17 protein-coding genes are annotated in these 16597 nt (G+C 68.9%); 11 read left to right on the top strand and 6 right to left on the bottom strand.

The window, feature by feature from the left end; genetic code table 11:
- Positions 1-73 precede the first annotated feature (73 nt).
- Positions 74-1045 (top strand): FKBP-type peptidyl-prolyl cis-trans isomerase, encoded by a 972-nt coding sequence (locus tag ACZ3HV_RS36995; RefSeq protein ID WP_465691460.1) that lies wholly within the window; start codon positions 74-76, stop codon positions 1043-1045.
- Positions 1046-1078: 33 nt separating this feature from the next.
- On the opposite strand, the gene ACZ3HV_RS37000 is transcribed toward ACZ3HV_RS36995, so the two are convergent.
- The 3 genes from ACZ3HV_RS37000 to ACZ3HV_RS37010 form a co-directional block, all read right to left on the bottom strand.
- The gene (locus tag ACZ3HV_RS37000; protein WP_465691462.1) at positions 1079-1543 is read right to left on the bottom strand and encodes a hypothetical protein; all 465 of its coding nucleotides are present in this window, start codon (positions 1541-1543) and stop codon (positions 1079-1081) included.
- Between the two features lie 76 nt (positions 1544-1619).
- Positions 1620-2612: a hypothetical protein gene (locus ACZ3HV_RS37005; RefSeq protein ID WP_465691464.1), complete on the bottom strand. Its 993-nt coding sequence runs from the start codon at positions 2610-2612 to the stop codon at positions 1620-1622.
- Complete coding sequence (locus ACZ3HV_RS37010; RefSeq protein WP_465691466.1) at positions 2609-3682, bottom strand: DUF3866 family protein; 1074 nt, start codon at positions 3680-3682, stop codon at positions 2609-2611. Before ACZ3HV_RS37010 ends, ACZ3HV_RS37005 begins: the two co-directional genes overlap by 4 nt.
- Before the next feature lie 87 nt (positions 3683-3769).
- On the opposite strand from ACZ3HV_RS37010, the gene ACZ3HV_RS37015 reads away from it, so the two are divergent.
- Together ACZ3HV_RS37015 and ACZ3HV_RS37020 are read left to right on the top strand one after the other, a co-directional pair.
- The gene (locus ACZ3HV_RS37015) at positions 3770-4726 is read left to right on the top strand and encodes a helix-turn-helix transcriptional regulator (protein ID WP_360368382.1); all 957 of its coding nucleotides are present in this window, start codon (positions 3770-3772) and stop codon (positions 4724-4726) included.
- Complete coding sequence (locus ACZ3HV_RS37020) at positions 4723-5694, top strand: helix-turn-helix transcriptional regulator (RefSeq protein WP_465691468.1); 972 nt, start codon at positions 4723-4725, stop codon at positions 5692-5694. The genes ACZ3HV_RS37015 and ACZ3HV_RS37020 overlap by 4 nt, the downstream gene beginning before the upstream one ends.
- Here ACZ3HV_RS37020 and ACZ3HV_RS37025 read toward each other — a convergent pair.
- Entirely contained in the window at positions 5691-6899 is a 1209-nt protein-coding gene (locus ACZ3HV_RS37025) for a winged helix DNA-binding domain-containing protein (RefSeq protein WP_465691470.1), read from the bottom strand. The two genes, ACZ3HV_RS37020 and ACZ3HV_RS37025, sit on opposite strands and share 4 nt — an antisense overlap.
- Before the next feature lie 136 nt (positions 6900-7035).
- Between ACZ3HV_RS37025 and ACZ3HV_RS37030 the strand changes: the two genes are divergently transcribed.
- From ACZ3HV_RS37030 to ACZ3HV_RS37050, 5 genes are all read left to right on the top strand, one after another.
- Complete coding sequence (locus tag ACZ3HV_RS37030; protein WP_465691472.1) at positions 7036-7227, top strand: hypothetical protein; 192 nt, start codon at positions 7036-7038, stop codon at positions 7225-7227.
- A gap of 60 nt (positions 7228-7287) precedes the next feature.
- Positions 7288-7581: a twin-arginine translocase TatA/TatE family subunit gene (locus ACZ3HV_RS37035; protein ID WP_360368394.1), complete on the top strand. Its 294-nt coding sequence runs from the start codon at positions 7288-7290 to the stop codon at positions 7579-7581.
- Between the two features lie 85 nt (positions 7582-7666).
- Positions 7667-8422, top strand: a complete 756-nt coding sequence (tatC, locus tag ACZ3HV_RS37040; RefSeq protein ID WP_465691474.1) for a twin-arginine translocase subunit TatC — start codon at positions 7667-7669, stop codon at positions 8420-8422.
- 118 nt (positions 8423-8540) lie between these two features.
- Entirely contained in the window at positions 8541-9413 is an 873-nt protein-coding gene (locus ACZ3HV_RS37045; protein WP_465691476.1) for a diacylglycerol/lipid kinase family protein, read from the top strand.
- 108 nt (positions 9414-9521) lie between these two features.
- Entirely contained in the window at positions 9522-10349 is an 828-nt protein-coding gene (locus tag ACZ3HV_RS37050) for a chitosanase (RefSeq protein ID WP_465691479.1), read from the top strand.
- 55 nt (positions 10350-10404) lie between these two features.
- Here ACZ3HV_RS37050 and ACZ3HV_RS37055 read toward each other — a convergent pair whose 3' ends face one another.
- Positions 10405-10893 carry a MarR family winged helix-turn-helix transcriptional regulator gene (locus ACZ3HV_RS37055; protein WP_465691480.1) on the bottom strand — a complete coding sequence of 163 codons (489 nt, stop codon included), beginning with the start codon at positions 10891-10893 and terminating at the stop codon, positions 10405-10407.
- A 90-nt stretch (positions 10894-10983) separates the two neighbouring features.
- Here ACZ3HV_RS37055 and ACZ3HV_RS37060 point away from each other — a divergent pair, with 90 nt between their 5' ends.
- The 3 genes from ACZ3HV_RS37060 (at position 10984) to ACZ3HV_RS37070 (ending at position 16134) form a co-directional block, all read left to right on the top strand.
- Positions 10984-11883, top strand: a complete 900-nt coding sequence (locus ACZ3HV_RS37060; protein WP_465691482.1) for an alpha/beta hydrolase — start codon at positions 10984-10986, stop codon at positions 11881-11883.
- A gap of 90 nt (positions 11884-11973) precedes the next feature.
- Complete coding sequence (locus tag ACZ3HV_RS37065) at positions 11974-14790, top strand: DEAD/DEAH box helicase (RefSeq protein ID WP_465691484.1); 2817 nt, start codon at positions 11974-11976, stop codon at positions 14788-14790.
- 72 nt (positions 14791-14862) lie between these two features.
- Positions 14863-16134 carry a serine hydrolase domain-containing protein gene (locus ACZ3HV_RS37070; protein ID WP_465691486.1) on the top strand — a complete coding sequence of 424 codons (1272 nt, stop codon included), beginning with the start codon at positions 14863-14865 and terminating at the stop codon, positions 16132-16134.
- On the opposite strand, the gene ACZ3HV_RS37075 is transcribed toward ACZ3HV_RS37070, so the two are convergent.
- A complete protein-coding gene (locus ACZ3HV_RS37075; protein ID WP_465691488.1) occupies positions 16131-16595 on the bottom strand; it encodes a MarR family winged helix-turn-helix transcriptional regulator in 465 nt (154 codons plus the stop codon). The two genes, ACZ3HV_RS37070 and ACZ3HV_RS37075, sit on opposite strands and share 4 nt — an antisense overlap.
- Positions 16596-16597 lie beyond the last annotated feature (2 nt).

Here is a 16597-nt window from a genome sequence, read left to right on the forward strand (position 1 = left end):
GGGTGGGCCGTTGTTGTTGCCCCCTGAGTCGATCGGCGCGGACCGCGTCGGGATGTATCGAGGTGCTGGTTTCGTGCGCAAGTTGTTGAGTCTGGTCGTGGTTGCGGCCCTGGGGTCCTCCCTGGTGGCCTGCGGCTCCGAGAAGAAGGCCGAGTTCGGGGCCGGCGGGATCAAGGTGACCTCGGACTTCGGCCAGAAGCCGACCGTCACCCATCGCGACGGCGACCCGGACAAGACCCTCGTCACCGAGGTCCTCAAGGAGGGCGACGGGCCGGAGGTGAAGAAGGGTGAGCTGCTCACCGCGAACTACCTCGGCCAGATCTGGCGCGACGGCAAGGTCTTCGACAACTCCTACGACCGCGGCGCGCCGTCGTCGTTCCCGATCGGGGTCGGCGGCGTCATCTCCGGCTGGGACGAGGGTCTGGTCGGGAAGAAGATCGGCAGCCGCGTGATGCTGTCCATCCCGTCCGACAAGGGCTACAAGGAGACCGGGAACGAGCAGGCCGGGATCAAGGGTGACGACACGCTGATCTTCGTCGTCGACCTGGTCGGTGCGTCCGCCAACGACACCCCGCTGGACGCGAACGCGGTGACGCCGTCGTTGCCGACCAAGATCTCCGTCAGCGGTCCGCTGAACGCCGAGCCGAAGGTGACGGTCGCGGCCGGCACCAAGCCGCCGGCGAAGCCGGGCAAGCCGGTCGTGTTCGCGCTCGGCAAGGGCAAGCCGATCGAGAAGGGCAGCCAGCTGATCGGTCGGTACGTCGTGTACGACTACACCGGTAAGAAGCAGGCCAGCACCTGGGACGGCCAGCCCGCCACCGCGCAGAGCCCCGCGCAGCCGGGCGCTCCGACCGACCAGCTCCAGGTCGGCCCCGGCCCGAGCGGCCAGACCGGTGCGCTCGACGGCCTCGCCGGGGTTCCGGTCGGCAGCCGCGTCCTGGTCGAGCTCCCGGCGTCGAAGGACCAAGCGGGCAAGGTGGTCAACGCCTTCGCGGTGATCGACATCCTGAACGCCTTCCCGGCCCCGAAGCAGACGGGCCAGTAACAGCAAGCAGCACGTCATCCGAGGGCCGGTCTCCTACCTGGGGGATCGGCCCTTTGCTGTGAACCAGCGGGCCGTCTCGGGGTGGAGGGTCAGGGCAAGGGCGGTGAGAACTGCGGTCAGGTGGATCCACCGGAGGGCGGCGATCGTGAAGAGGCTGACGGACCAGTCGATGGTCGAGAGATCGCCGTTCTGGATCATCCAGCTGATGGGTTCCGATACCAGCGAAGCGACGCCGACCGTCCCCAGCAACCCGGCCAGCAGATAGCGAGACCAGCGCACCCCACGCCGGAAGTAGCGGTCGATCACCACGAACAGCGCGCCATAGATCACCGCGCGTACGGCGATCTGCCCTGCCAGCGACGACATCGAAGCGCCGTCGGCGTGCGCGCCGGCCACCTGGACCACCGTCTCCGCGACCCCCGCCCCGACAGCGACGAGCCAGAGAGAGGTGGCCCACCGGGCGGTAAGTGGGGCTTCTGCAGGAGCAATGGTTGCCATGCTTCCAGCGTCGCCGCGAAAGCCGTCCGGATCAGGAGTACTGGGACCCCACTCCGGGTGGTGGTACATCCACCGCTCAGCCGCGCTCCAGCCCGGTGACTCGGTCCTGCGTCCGTACGGCCGCCTGGCCGGGTGCGACCGGCGTCGGGGCGCCCGTCACGGTCGACTGGGTGCGTCCGACGTGCTCGTAGAACGCCTGCTGGCCGGCGGCGTACGCCATCACGTCGATGTCCTGCGGCAACCGCAACGCCTCCCCGAACACCCGCGCGTGCGACGTCACCAGCAGCGTCCGGATCGTCGCATCGCCGCCACGCTCGTACTCCGGTCCCTGGTAGAGGAAGTACTGCGCCTCCACGAACGCCAGCCGCTTGGAGCGATCGGCGAACAGGTCGGTCCGCCCCTCCGCTCGCTCCCCTTCGAGATCGGCGAGGATGCCGAACGCCTCGCGCTGCAACGCGTGCCGGTCGCGCTGCTCGCCCGTCACCGTCGCGTAGAACCCCTCGATCGGCCGCTCGAAGCCGGACGCGGAGGCCGCGAGCCCGCCGCGGATCAGCTGGTTCCCGGCGATGGTCTCGCCACTCGGCACCTTCACCCAGTTCTGCAGTACGTCGCTGTCCGGCGCCTCGGCCGCGAACCGTGCCTCGATGATCGTCGCGAGCCGGGCGGACAGCCGGCTCGCCGGTGTCTCGATACCGCTGGTGATCACGCCGGTCTCGGTGTTGACCCGGCCACCCTCACTGCGCATGCCGCGACCGAACTTGTCGACCATCGACCGCGTCGCGGCGATCGGCGTGCGGTACTGCTCGAGCTCGGAGTTCGGGCTCCGGCCTTCGGCATGATGCGCGAGCTGGAACCGCCACTCCGCGAGGTTCCGGTACAGCTGGATGAAGAGGGCCGATCGCTCGGCCGGGGTCGTCGCGGTGTCCAGTTTCGGCCCGAGCCACTCCAGTGCCTGGTTGGCGGCAGCGGCCTGGAACTCGGCGAATCGGCCCTGCTGATCCCATAGGGCCGGGTTGCTCGTCTTCTTGATCAGGTCCGGCGTCGGGAAGCTCGCGGCGGTGATGATCACGGCACATCCACGAGGCCGGCCGCGTGTCTGCCCGCGGCGGCCGCGGCCTCGAAGTACGAGCGGTCGCCGTCCAGATCGCGGCCCATGGTGGACAGCTTCACCGGCGCGGCCAGCATGGCCTCGTACAACCCGTCCACCCCGACCCGTACGACCCGATGCCGCGCCTTGAGCGGCTCCGCTGCGTCCCGGACCGCATCACCGAAGTCACCCTCCAGATCGGGTACGACGACATCCGCCGAGTGCAATGCGACTCGTCCGTACGCGGTGAGGCTGTGGTGCGAGATCCCCCGATGCCGCGGTCGCGGATCGGCCTCCGAGATCCGGAGCGATGCGACAGCCCGTCCACCCAGCGTCCCGATCGCGTTGACCGCCTCACCCGACTGCACACCGGAGAACCCCCAGCGAGTCCCAGTGCCCAGGTTGCCCGGCCCCTGCGTCAGTACGACGAGCTCCGCCGACAGCACGTGGACGGCGGTCAACAGCCCGGTGTGAACCGTCACCGCCTCGCGGTCCCCGCCGTACGCCTGTCCGACGGTCACTGTGCCGCTCAGCCAGCCACTGTCGCGTAGCGAAGCCACAGTGCGCGAGAACGCGAGCGGCAGCGCCCCACCGTCCGTCATCACATACACAACCCGGGTTGTCGGCCGAGCCTCGTACACCCCGGCCAGTACGGCGGGTAGTGCGGAGTGCAGGTCCGCCACGACCACCGGCGTACCGAACAGGTCGTCCGCATCCCGCAGTACGTCGTGATCCGGTGAGTCCTGCTCGTCCGCGCCCATCACCATCGTCTGCAGTGGGGTGTACCGGGCCTTCACCAGATGGCCGTGCTCCGGCGGGTCAGCGGGCAGCCGATCCGGTACGGCGACCACCAGCGCGTAACCGCCCGTTCCCAGGCCACGATCCAGCGCACCGACGTTCAGCAGCACCCGGTCGCCGGCGACCGGCGTACCAACGAGCTCCGGGTAAGCCAGAGCGCGCACAGTCTGCGCTCCGACCGTCACAGTCAGCTCAACCGCGCCGGCCCAGCTCCGCCCGACCTCACGCACCACACCGTCCCGCCACCGAATCACACGCCGACACTAGCGCCTCGAACCCGTGTTCGAAGCTGTCGGTGCGGGAAGGCGGGTTTTGACGCTCTCAGGCCGTAAGGTGGTCGGGTGTCGGCGCGGAAGAGTGAGCGACTGCTCAACGTGGTCATCTGCCTCCTGGTCGCGCGCACCTACGTGACCAAGGAACGCATCCGCGAGGTGGTCGAGGGGTACGCGGGCCAGACCGACGACGCCTTCGAGAAGATGTTCGAGCGGGACAAGGACGAGCTGCGCGACCTCGGCATCCCGATCGAGATGGGCACCATCGACAAGTTCTTCTCCGACGAGGTCGGCTACCGGATCCGCCGGGACGTGTTCGAGCTGCCCGAGGTGCATCTGGAGCCGGACGAGGCCGCCGTACTGGGCGTCGCAGCCCGGGTCTGGCAGCACGCCAGCCTGGCCGAGGCGACCACGTCGGCAGTGCTCAAGCTGAAGGCAGCCGGGATCCAGACCGACCAGTCCGCGCTGAGCGCGATCGAGCCGCACGTAGGGGCGTCGGAGCCTGCCTTCGACCCACTCTGGTCGGCTGTGGTGAGCCGGACCGTGGTGCGCTTCCAGCACCTGCGCAGTGGCGCGTCCGAGCCGACCACGCGGACCCTGGAGCCCTGGGGCATCGTGTCCTGGCACGGCCGCTGGTACGTCGTCGGCCGCGACCGGGACCGTCAGGCCACCCGGATGTTCCGGCTGTCGCGGATCGGCGGGGACGTGAAGACGGTCGGCGAAGCCGGCGCGTTCACCGTGCCGGAGGGGACCGACCTGCGTTCGCTGGTGTCGGAGCTGGGGCCGCCGCGGCCGACGTCGGAGGCGAAGGTCCGGGCCCGCACCGGGTCCTGTGTGAGCCTGCGCCGCCGCGCCAACGCCATCGAGCCGTACGAGGAGGGCTGGGACCTGCTGCACGTCCCGTACGCCGACTCCGGCGTCCTGGCCGAAGAGATCGCGTCGTACGGCCCGGATGCGGTCGTCGAGGGACCTGGTGACGTGCTCGACGGAGTGCTCTGGAGGCTCCGGACGGTGGCCGGCGTATGAGTAACGCCCGTGACCAGGTGCAGCGACTTCTCGCGCTGGTGCCTTACCTCCGGGAGAACGACGGTGCCCGGGTCGACGACGTGGCCGCGGAGTTCGGCGTACGACCGAAGCAGATCATCGCGGACCTGAAGGTGCTGTGGTTCTGCGGTCTGCCCGGGGCGCAGATGGGCGATCTGATCGAGATCGACATCGAGGCGGCCGAGGGCGACGGCGTCATCCACCTCAACAACGCCGACTACCTGGCCCGCCCGCTGCGGCTGGCGGCCGACGAGGCGCTCGCGCTGCTGACCGCGCTGCGCACGCTGCGCGAGGTGACCGCCGGGCAGGACCGGGACGCGGTCGACCGGGCGATCGCCAAGCTGGAGCGCGCCGCGGGGGAGGCGGCCGCGGCGAGCGAGGGCGCGGCGGCGCACGTCCACGTCGAGCCGGCCGATCCGGAGATCGCCGAGACGGTCAACCGAGCCCTCGCGGGCCAACGGCGGCTGCACCTCACGTACGACGTCCCGTCGCGCGACGAGACCACCGAGCGGGACGTGGACCCGATGCGCCTGGTCGTGTCGGAGGGCCGGACCTATCTCGAGGCCTGGTGCCGGCTGGCCGAGGACGTCCGGCTGTTCCGCCTGGACCGGATCGCCGCCGTCAAACTGCTCGACCTCCCCAGCGAACCGCCGCCCGAAGCGACCCCGCGCGATCTCTCGAACGGCATGTTCCAACCGTCCGAGCGCGACCTGCTCGCGACCGTCCGCCTGGCGCCGCCGGCTCGCTGGGTCGCCGAGTACTACCCCAACGAGTCCGTCGAAGAGGGTCCGGAGAACTCCCTCATCGTCAAACTCCGCGTCGCCGACACCGCCTGGCTGCAGCGCCTCGTCCTCCGCCTCGGCGGCGCCGCCACCGTCCTCGACCCACCCAACCTCACCACCCAGATCGCCGCCACCGCCCGCGAAGCCCTCTCGGCCTACGACGACTAGCTCTGGCTGAGTTGCTTTTCCAGGGGAGCGCGGAAGCGGGGGGTTACGCGGACGCCGGCTAGCCAGGTGGTCCAGCGGGCGGCCTCGGCGTCGATCAGGGCCGTGGTCTCCGTGCCGACGTCGTCCAGGAGTTGGTAGCGGACTTCGCCGGACTCGGGTTGGCCCCAGCCGCCGACGATGCGGCCGTCGGCCCAGATGGTGGGTCCGATGTTGCCGGTGTTGTCGAAGAGCTTGGCCTTGTGGGCGCCCAGGTACCAGTCGCGTTCCTTCCAGCCCATCGGGGTCGGGTCGAGCGCGGGCAGGAACGCGACCCACGGCTCCACCGGCACCTCCGGGGCCTCGTCGCCAGGGAGTACGTAGCCGACCTGCCCGTCGAGGTCGACCGCGACCGCCTCGACCGCGGTCAGCGCCTTCTTCGTCTGACCGGCCGTCCACCCGGCCCACCACTGCAGATCCGCCGCCGTACCCGGGCCGAACGACGACAGCCACGCACGCGCCAGCGTCATGCGCGCGTCGTCGGCCGTCGGCTTGTCGCTCGGGCCGCCGGGCAGCCAGTTCTCCGCCGGTGACCACTGGTGCTGACCGCTCAGCCACGTCCCCAGCGGCCGGCCACGCACGATCCGACCGTCGGCCGACAGCTGGAACAAGACCCGGCTGGTCACGTACGGCTGAGCGGCGTACGCCTTGCCCTCGGCCATGCTCAGCCGGGTCCGCAATCGCGGCTCGTCCGCGGACAGCTCCTGCGCGGTCGCCGATCCACGCAGCGCCAGCGCGGTTGCCGTCGACTCCTCGACCGCCCGCAGCCACTTCCCGCACGCGTCCGCATCCGCCGCCACCCCGGCCTCGGTCAGGTGCTTGACCAGCAGTTTCCGCTGCTTGATCGCGATGTCGTCCGTGCACGCCGCCTGCACGACCGGCGCGAACGCAGTCGGTACGACGAACACCGTCCGGCGCATCCCGAGCATCCGGATCAGCGAGCGATCGTCGTACAGCGCACGCTCTGTGTCCGCGACGTCACTACCTGGTACTCGCGCGGCGACACTGAGGTGAACCGTGGCTGGGTCGGTGGCGTGCAGCGCGACCAGCGAGGTGGCCGCCTCGACCGGGTTGCCCGCCTGGCAGCCCGAACCGAGCCGATGCCGCCGCCCGAGCCGTGCCCGCCGCTCGTCCACCCCGATCCGCAACATCCGCAGCCCCTTGCTCACCGAATACCCACCGAACCCTCGCCGCGCGGACAGACTCCGCGGACACACGGTTTTACCATCACGTTCCGACACCGTTGTCCGTTGAGACTCCCCACGGGGCGTGGGCTCTGGCCGGTGACCGGCTAGGCTCCTGGGTATGTACTGGTTCCTGCTCTTCTTGGCGGTGCTGGCGGTGTGGCTTCTGGTCCTCGCCCTCCTCGCGAAGAAGGTCTGGGGCCAGGGCAAGGCGCTGACGCGTGAGTTGGTCGCCGCCCAGTCCAAGCTGGACGCCGCACAGTCCGCGGCCGGGTCTGGACAGACCCGCCAGGACGAGCACACTCCGGCGTAGTATTCGGCCCACGTTCTCACGCTTGAGCCACGAGTAGATGTTTGTGAAAGGGAGATCGACATGGCACTCCTCGGCATGCCCCAGGGCGCAGAGTGGCTCGTCATCCTCGCGATCGTCGTGCTGCTGTTCGGATCGGCGAAGCTGCCGGCCCTGGTGAAGCAGCTCGGCAAGTCGAAGAAGATCTGGGAAGAGGAGGTCGGCCCCAAGAAGAAGGACCAGGAGCTGACCGAAGGCACCCAGGAGACGACCCAGCAGCCGGCCCCGCAGGCCCAGCCGCAGGCGGCCCAGCAGCCGAACCAGGTGAACGGCCAGGCGCCGGGCGACGGCCTGCCGCCGACCCACACGGCCAACTGAGCCAAGCGCCCCGCTTGTGTCAATGGTGAAGTTCGGGCGGCGTAAGGAAAAGAAAGAGCGTCTCCCGAAAGACGACGAGGGTCGGATGACCCTGCGCGAGCACATTGTCGAGCTGCGCAACCGGCTGCTCATCAGCGTGCTCGCGATCGTGGTCTGCACGGTGCTCGGCTGGATCTTCTACAACGACGCCTTCAAGTTCCTGACCCAGCCGTTCCACACCAGCGTCGGCGACCTGGCCCGGGAGCAGGGCAAGGAGCCGATCCTGACGTTCCCGGGTGTCGGTGACGCGCTGACGTTCCGGATCAAGATCTCCGCGCTGTTCGGCCTCGTGCTGGCGAGCCCGGTCTGGCTGTACCAGCTCTGGGCGTTCGTCGCGCCCGGTCTGCACCGCAACGAGCGCAAGTGGGCCTACATCTTCTCCGCGATCGCGGCACCGCTGTTCGCCGGCGGCATGGCGGTCGCGTACTGGACGCTGCCGAAGGGCATCGCGATCCTGATCAGCTTCACGCCGCTCGACATCCAGAACCTGATCGAGCTGCCGACGTACCTGGACTTCGTGATCCGCACGATGCTGGTCTTCGGCGTCGCGTTCCTCATTCCGCTGGTCGTGGTGCTGCTGAACATGGTCGGCATCGTCCCGGCCAAGGCGCTGAGCAAGTTCCGGCCCTACATCATCCTGGTGATCTTCGTGTTCGCCGCGGTCGCGACGCCGTCCGGTGACCCGTTCACGATGTGCCTGCTGGCGGTCCCGATGTGCCTGCTGTTCTTCGCCGCCGAGGTGATCTCGCGGGTCAACGACAAGCGCCGCGCGCGCCACACCGAGGAACTCCTGGCCGACTGATGGCTGTGTCATTGCCGCACCTCCGGCGCGGCGGGTCATGGGGCTTTGACTCCAGGCCTTCCCTTGTCGTTCGAGTCGCTTCGCTCCCTTCACTCCTCAGTCCAGGCCGCGAGGCCCCATGACCAGGCGTGTCGCGCTGGTGGTGAATCCGACCTCCGGCCGGGGTCTGGGTGCCCGAATCGCCCCCGTGGTGCGGGAGCGGCTCGCGGCCGCCGGGCTGACGGTCGACGTCCATGCCACCACGTGTGCGGAGGACGTCGGGAAGATCTCGGCCGAGGTGGTGGCGTCCGGTGCGGACGCGGTCGCGCTGATCGGCGGTGACGGCACGATCCACCTCGGCGCGCAGGTGCTGGCCAAGTCCGGGATGCCGTTCGGGGTGATCCCGGCCGGCACCGGGAACGACTTCGCCCGCGGTATCGGCGTACCGCTGAAGGACCCGGCCGCGGCGGCCGACCTGATCGTGGCCGGCAAGACCCGGACGGTCGACCTCGCGGTGGCCGAGGGCAAGTTCATCACCACGGTCGTGGCCGGCGGCTTCGACTCCCTGGTGAACAAGCGCGCCAACGCGATGAGCTGGCCGAAGGGAAACTCCCGCTACACGCTCGCGACGCTCGCCGAGCTGCGCACCTTCAGCCCGCTGGAGTACGTCGTCACCGTCGACGACGAGGTGATCGAGACCAAGGCCATGCTGGTCGCGGTCGGCACCGGGCCGACGTACGGCGGGGGACTGCAGATCTGCGCCGGCGCCGAGATCGACGACGGCCTGCTCGACATCACGATCATCGAGCCGGTCTCGCGGCTGACCCTGCTGCAGCTGTTCCCGAAGCTGTCCAAGGGCACCCACGTCGGCCATCCGCGGGTCCGTGCGCTGCGCGGCCGCTCGGTCCGGATCGAGTCGGCGGGCATCACGGCGTACGCCGACGGCGAGATCCTCGGCCCGCTCCCGGTCGACGTCACCATCGCGCCCGGTGCGCTCACCGTCTTCGCCTGACATAGAACCTTCATATTCTGAAGCTCTCTCACCTCTGGTCGTGCTGAGATTGGTCTGATAGGAAAGCTTCCTAACAGTTCATCTCTCGGACGCCCACCGGAGGAGATCGTGCCGAACCGCCCCACTCGCAGGACCACACTCCTGCTCGGACTGACCCTCGCGGCCGCCCCGGCGACCGCTCTGGTCGCCACCCGCTACGCACCGCACGCCGATGCGGCGATCCAGGCGACCGGCCTCGACGATCCCGCGAAGAAGGAGATCGCGATGAAGATCGTCTGCAGCGCGGAGAACTCCTCGCTGGACTGGAAGGCGCAGTACAAGTACATCGAGGACATCGACGACGGCCGCGGCTACACCGCCGGCATCATCGGGTTCTGCTCGGGCACCGGCGACATGCTCGAGCTGGTCGAGCTGTACGCCGACCGCAAGCCGAACAACGTGCTGCACAAGTACCTGCCGGCCCTGCGCCGGGTGAACGGCAGCGACTCACACTCCGGCCTGGACCCGAACTACACCAAGGACTGGAGGACCGCCGCCCAGGACAGCGTCTTCCAGCAGTGCCAGAACGACGAGCGCGACCGGGTCTACTTCAACCCGGCGGTCGCCCAGGGCGAGTCCGACGGGATCCGTACGCTCGGTCAGTTCTGTTACTACGACGCCATCGTCATGCACGGCCCGGGCAGCGACTCGACCAGCTTCGGCGGGATTCGCAAGCGCGCGCTGGGGAAGGCCAAGCCGCCGTCGCAGGGTGGCAACGAGACGACCTACCTCAACGCCTTCCTTGACGCCCGCGTCTGGGCTATGAAGCAGGAAGAAGCGCACAGCGACACCAGCCGCGTCGACACTGCTCAGCGCGTCTTCCTGCGGAACGGCAACTTCGACCTGAACACTCCGCTCGACTGGAAGGTGTACGGCGACCCGTACCACATCGGCTGACCCGAGACCCGCAGCCGGACTCCCATTGACCACCAGGGAAGGGAGCCCGGCTGCGTCATGTCCGGGGCGATTCCGGCCGCGGGGCCGTCGCCGGGTCGACGCGGTCGGTGCGGTGGTCGGATTCGGCGCGTTGGCGCAGCATCGAGAGCATCGTGGCGAGCTGTTCGAGGTTCTCGGCCGGGAGAACCGAACCGACCCAGGTGTTGAGCTCAGCCTCGACCGTCGGGGTCGCTGCGGCGAGCATGCGCTCGCCCTCCGGCGTCAGTTCGATCAGCGAGGAGCGCCGGTCGTGCGGATTCGCCGTACGGCGGCAGCGGCCGGCGGACTCCATGCGGTCGACGGCCTTGCTGGTGGCGCCGACCGTGATCGCGATGTCGTGGGCCAGGTCGTAGACCCGCGCGGTCCCACGGGCCGCGATCAGGCGGAGGAACTCGAACTGGCCGAGCGGCAGGTCGTGCTCCGCCTTCAGCCGGGCGTCGAGCACGTTGTAGAGCCGGGTCTCCAGCCGGGCCAGGTCCGTGAACAATGATGTGAGATCAGTCACAGGCAGATCCAGCCAATCACGGAATTGGATTCCTCGGAATCTAGTTATGGCGAACTATATTCCTCGGAATCTATCACTGGGAGATTGACGATGAGTCGAGTAGAACGCGAGATGGCCCGCGGCACGATGCAGAAGGGCGAGCTCGGGCGGTCACCGGTCCAGCAGCGCGCCGACTTCGACGACCAGTTCGCCGAGCTGCCGCTCGGTGCGGACGTCAAGCTGACCCAGCGCAGGCTTGGCGGCGTACAGGCGCTGGATGTGCACGTCGACGGCTCGGACGGTAAGGGCGTGATCCTGTACCTGCACGGTGGCGGCTTCGTCATCGGCTCGGCCCGCACGGGCGCCAACCTGGCCGCTCCACTCGCGCGCCGGTCCGGCGTGCCGGCGGTCTCGCTGGAGTACCGCCTCGCGCCGGAGCACCCGTTCCCCGCGGGCGTCCACGACGCGGTGGCGGCGTACCGGGAGCTGTGCGAGGCCGGCCAGAACGTCGTGATCGCAGGGGATTCGGCCGGTGGTGGACTCGCGCTCGCGACTCTGCTGGCCGCTCGCGCGGAGGGACTGCCGCAGCCTGCCGGTGCGGTCGTGTTCTCGCCGTGGACCGACGTCACCCTGGCCAGCGCGAGCATGGACACCCGGGGTGACTACGACCCGCTCTTCAGCCGGGCGCACATGGCTGAGTCCGCCGCGCTGTACCTGGGTGGCGCGGACCCGCGCAACGAACTGGCCAGCCCGGTGTTTGCGGACCTGACCGGTCTGCCGCCGCTGCTGGTCCAGGTCGGCTCGGCCGAGGTCCTGCTCGACGACTCGCTGCGGCTCGTCGCCCGTGCCGCCGAGCAAGAGGTCGACGTCAGCCTGGACGTGGTCGCCGGAGCCCCGCACGTGTACCAGTACTTCGCCGGCATGATGCCGGAAGCCGAAGAGGCGCTCGATCACGCCGCGACGTTCATCAAGAACCGCCTCCGGGACGAGTCTGGGGGTGGCGTCGCATAGATTGGGGGGCGTGAGCGAGCGGAGCGAGATCACCATCAAGCACAGCGCATGTCGTGTCTCATCCGCGCCCGGAGCGAAGCGAGGACGTGGATGAGCACCCCGTCCGAGAAATATGCCGTCTTCCGCTCGGACCAGGAGCATCCCGCCGTGAAGGAGTTCCGGGCGCTCTACGACTTCAAGCTGGACGACTTCCAGCTGCGCGCCTGTGCCGCCCTCGAGGACGGTCACCAGGTGCTGGTCGCGGCGCCCACCGGCTCCGGGAAGACGCTGGTCGGCGAGTTCGCCGTCCACCTGGCCCTGCAGCGCGGGCAGAAGTGCTTCTACACGACCCCGATCAAGGCCCTGAGCAACCAGAAGTACGCCGACCTGGTCAGCCGCTACGGCTCCGACAAGGTCGGCCTGCTCACCGGCGACAACTCGATCAACTCAGAAGCCCCGATCGTCGTGATGACGACCGAGGTCCTGCGGAACATGCTGTACGCCGGTTCGAGCACGCTGCTCGGTCTGTCGTACGTCGTGATGGACGAAGTGCACTACCTGGCCGACCGGGCTCGCGGCGCGGTGTGGGAAGAGGTGCTGATCCACCTGCCGGACTCGGTCTCGGTGGTCTCGTTGTCCGCGACCGTGAGTAACGCCGAGGAGTTCGGCGACTGGCTGGAGACGGTCCGCGGCAACACCGTCGTCGTCCTGGAGGAGAAGCGGCCGGTGCCGCTGTTCCAGCATGTGATGGTGGGCAAGCGGCTGCACGACCTGTTCGCCGGTGAGGCGCCGACCGCCCGGGTCGGCGCCCCCGCGAACAAGTCCGGGAACCCCGCGAAGGCCAACCAGGTCGACCTCAAGGACCTGGTCAACCCGCAGCTGGTCCGGATCGCCCGCGACGACAACCGGATCTTTCGCGACGACTCGCGCAAACCCCGCCGGCGCCGGGACCTCCCGAAGAGCCGGCCGGCCCGGACGCACTTCACGCCGTACCGGTCCGATGTGGTCGAGGAGCTGGACGCGGGCGCGCTGCTGCCGGCGATCTACTTCATCTTCTCCCGCAAGGGCTGCGAGGACGCGATGCTGCAGTGCCTGCGGTCGGGGCTGCGGCTGACCAAGCCGTCGGAGCGGGACGAGATCAAGCGGGTGCTGGCCGAGCGGACCGCGGACCTGCCGGACGAGGACCTCGGCGTGCTCGGGTACCACGACTTCGCCGAGGCGCTCAGCCGCGGGATCGCGGCGCACCACGCGGGTATGCTGGCGGCCTTCAAGGAGGTCGTCGAGGAGCTGTTCGCGCGCGGCCTGATCAAGGTCGTGTTCGCCACCGAGACGCTTGCCCTGGGCATCAACATGCCGGCCCGTACGGTCGTGCTGGAGAAGCTTTCGAAGTGGAACGGCGAGGCGCACGTCGACATCACCCCGGGGGAGTACACCCAGCTGACCGGCCGGGCCGGGCGTCGTGGCATCGACGTCGAGGGGCACGCGGTCGTGCTGTGGCAGCCCGGGTTCGACCCGCGGGCCGTGGCCGGTCTGGCGAGCACCCGTACGTATCCGCTCCGCTCGTCGTTCTCCCCGTCGTACAACATGGCCGTCAACCTGGTCCGCCAGGTCGGGCGGACCAGGGCCCGTGACATGCTCGAGCTATCGTTCGCGCAGTTCCAGTCCGACCAGGCCGTCGTCGGTCTGGCCCGGCAGGTGCAGCGCAACACCGAGGCGCTCGAGGGCTACAAGGAGTCCATTGACTGCCACCTCGGCGACTTCCTCGAGTACGCCGCTCTGCGCCGGCGGATCGGGGATCGGGAGTCCTCGGGCTCGAAGGCGCGCAAACAGGACCGGCGGATCGAGACGCAGGAGTCGATCGAGAAGTTGCGCATCGGCGACGTCATCCGGATCCCGGCCGGGCGGAGCGCGGGCTGGGCGCTGGTGCTCGACGCCGGCATGCGCTCGGAGCGCGAAGGCCCGCGGCCGACCGTGCTGACTCTGGATCGTCAGGTGCGGAAGTTGTCGATGGTCGACTTCCCGACGCCCGTCGAGGCGATCAGCACGCTGCGGATCCCGAAGAAGTTCAACCCGCGCAACCCGCAGCAGCGGCGTGAGCTGGCGCAGGTTCTGCGCAGCCGCACCGACATGCTGGGCGAGGACGGCCCGCCGTCGCGCACCCGCGGCCGCGATGCCGTCCCGCATGCCGACGATCCGGAGCTGCAGGAGATGCGGGCTCAGCTCCGTGCGCACCCGTGCCACGGATGCTCCGACCGCGAGGATCACGCCCGGTGGGCCGAGCGGTACTTCCGGCTCGACCGGGAGAACCGGGACGTGCAGCGCAAGATCGAGCAGCGGACGAACACGATCGCCCGCCAGTTCGACCGGGTCTGCCAGGTCCTCGACGCGCTGCACTACCTCGACGGCGACAAGACCACCGAGGCCGGTGACCGGCTGGCGCGGATCTACACCGAACTCGACCTGGTCGCGGCTGAGTGCCTTCGGCAAGGAGTTTTCGACGACCTGACGGTGCCTGAGCTCGCGGCGTGTCTGGCGGCACTGGTGTACGAGGCGCGGTCGAAGGACGAGCCCACGTCACCGCGGTTGCCGCGTGGCGACGTACGGCTGGCGTTGGAGCGGATGGGTGCGATCTGGCGCGACCTGTCCGCGCTCGAGCGGGACATGCGGGTCGACTTCCTGCGGTCGATGGACCTCGGGTTCTGCTGGCCCGCGTTCCGGTGGGCGTCGGGCGCGTCACTGGCCGAGGTGCTCTACGAATCCGACCTGGCCGCGGGTGACTTCGTTCGTTGGGTGAAGCAACTGATCGACCTGACCGAGCAGGTTGCCGATGCCGCCGGAGCGACGCCACTGCGCTCCACTGCTCGATCCGTCGTCGACGAAATCCGTCGTGGAGTCATCTCCTACGCGTCTATGGTCGACGAGGTCTGAGAACGAACCTCTGCGGTGAGAGACTCCTCAGGAACTACCCCCTGCCTTGAACACCTGAAGGAGAACACGTCTGTGGAGCTGACGCGCCGGAACCTCGGCAAGCTTGCTGTCGCCACCGGGGCGGTCGCCGCCGCCGGAACCGGAGTGGGCACTGCCCTGAGTCGTTCCGCCGATGCCGCCACCACCTGGACGACGACCGGGACCGCGGTCTCGGCGCTGGCCGGTTTCGACAACCAGATGAAGACTTTCATGCAGGCCCGCGGCGTGACGGCCGGCCAGCTCGCGGTCACCTACAAGGGCCGGCTGGTGCTTGCCCGCGGCTACAGTACGTCGACCGCGCTGACCGTCAACCCGACCTCACTGTTCCGGGTCGCGAGCCTGACGAAGTCGTTCACCGCCGCCGCGATCGTGAAACTGGTGCAGGACGGCAAGCTGAGCCTGTCGACGCCGGTCACCAGCATTCTCGACATCAAGCCGGCGACCGGCCTGACCCGGGACTCGCGCTGGTCGACGATCACGATGTGGAAGCTGTTGCAGCACCTCGGCGGCTGGGACCGGGACGTCTCCGGTGACCCGCTGGCCAAGGACGCGGTGATCTCCCGGACGCTCGGCGTACCGATGGAGCTGCAGCACGCCGACGTGATCAAGTACATGGCCGGACAGAAGCTGGACTTCGCTCCGGGCACCAAGGTCGCTTACTCGAACTTCGGGTACCTGTTGGCCGGCCGCGTGATCGAGAAGCTGAGCGGCCTGAGCTACGAGAACTACGTCAAGCAGAAGCTGATGGCGCCGCTGAAGATCACCCGGATGGCGCAGGGCTACACGATCGCGAAGCACTCCGGCGAGACGTCGTACGAGTCGCAGTACACCGCACCGACCGTGCTGGACATGTCGGGAAAGACCGTCGCCGCGCCGTACGGCTCGTTCAGCATGCGGCTCCACGACGCGAACGGCGGCTGGATCGCCAGCGCTCCGGACCTGGTCCGGTGGGCGAAGATGTTCGACGCGCCGACGAGCGTGCTGAACAGCACCTCGCTCAGCCACTTCTGGTCGAAGCCTTCGACCGGTGTGAACCCGGACGGCTGGTACTACGGCCTCGGCTGGCAGGTCCGTCCGGTCACGTCGGGCGGCACAGGACGCAACACCTGGCACACCGGAAGCCTGCCGGGCACGTTCACCATCGTGGTCCGGACCTACAACGGGATGAGCTGGGCCGCCCTGTTCAACCGTCGTGACGACGCCAGCGGCAAGTCGTACGGCGACATCGACGCGGCGCTGTGGACCGCGGCCAACGGCGTGAAGGCCTGGCCAACCACCGACCAGTTCCCGAAGTACTTCGTTTAGAACATCAACGCGCGGAAGTGCGGCGTACTGATCTGGGCCTCGCCGGCCATCTCGGTCAGTACGCCGCGCACGGTGTCGATCGCGTCGTCGCCGAACCGTCTGCGGAGCTTGCGTTCGTAGGACTGGTGGAACTTCCGCGCGGCCTGTAATGCTGCCTCGCCTCTGGCGGTGAGGTGCAGCAGCTTGGCGCGGGCGTCGGCGGGGTCGGGGTGGCGTGCGACGTACCCGCGGCGCTCCATGTCGTCGACGATCTGGCTCGCGCCCTGCTTGGTGATCTCGAGCCGCTCGGCGAGCCCGCTGATCGTGGTCGGCCCGGCGCCGAGCGTGCGCAGCACGAATCCGTCCGACCGGCCCTGGTCGTCGAACCCCTGCTCGGACGTGGCCGCCCGCAGCGCACGGACGAACTCCTGGTCGGCCAGCAGTAACAAGATCCCGAAATCCGGCTTGCCCGATCGCGTCATGC

It is taken from the genome of Kribbella sp. NPDC020701 (assembly GCF_055562215.1).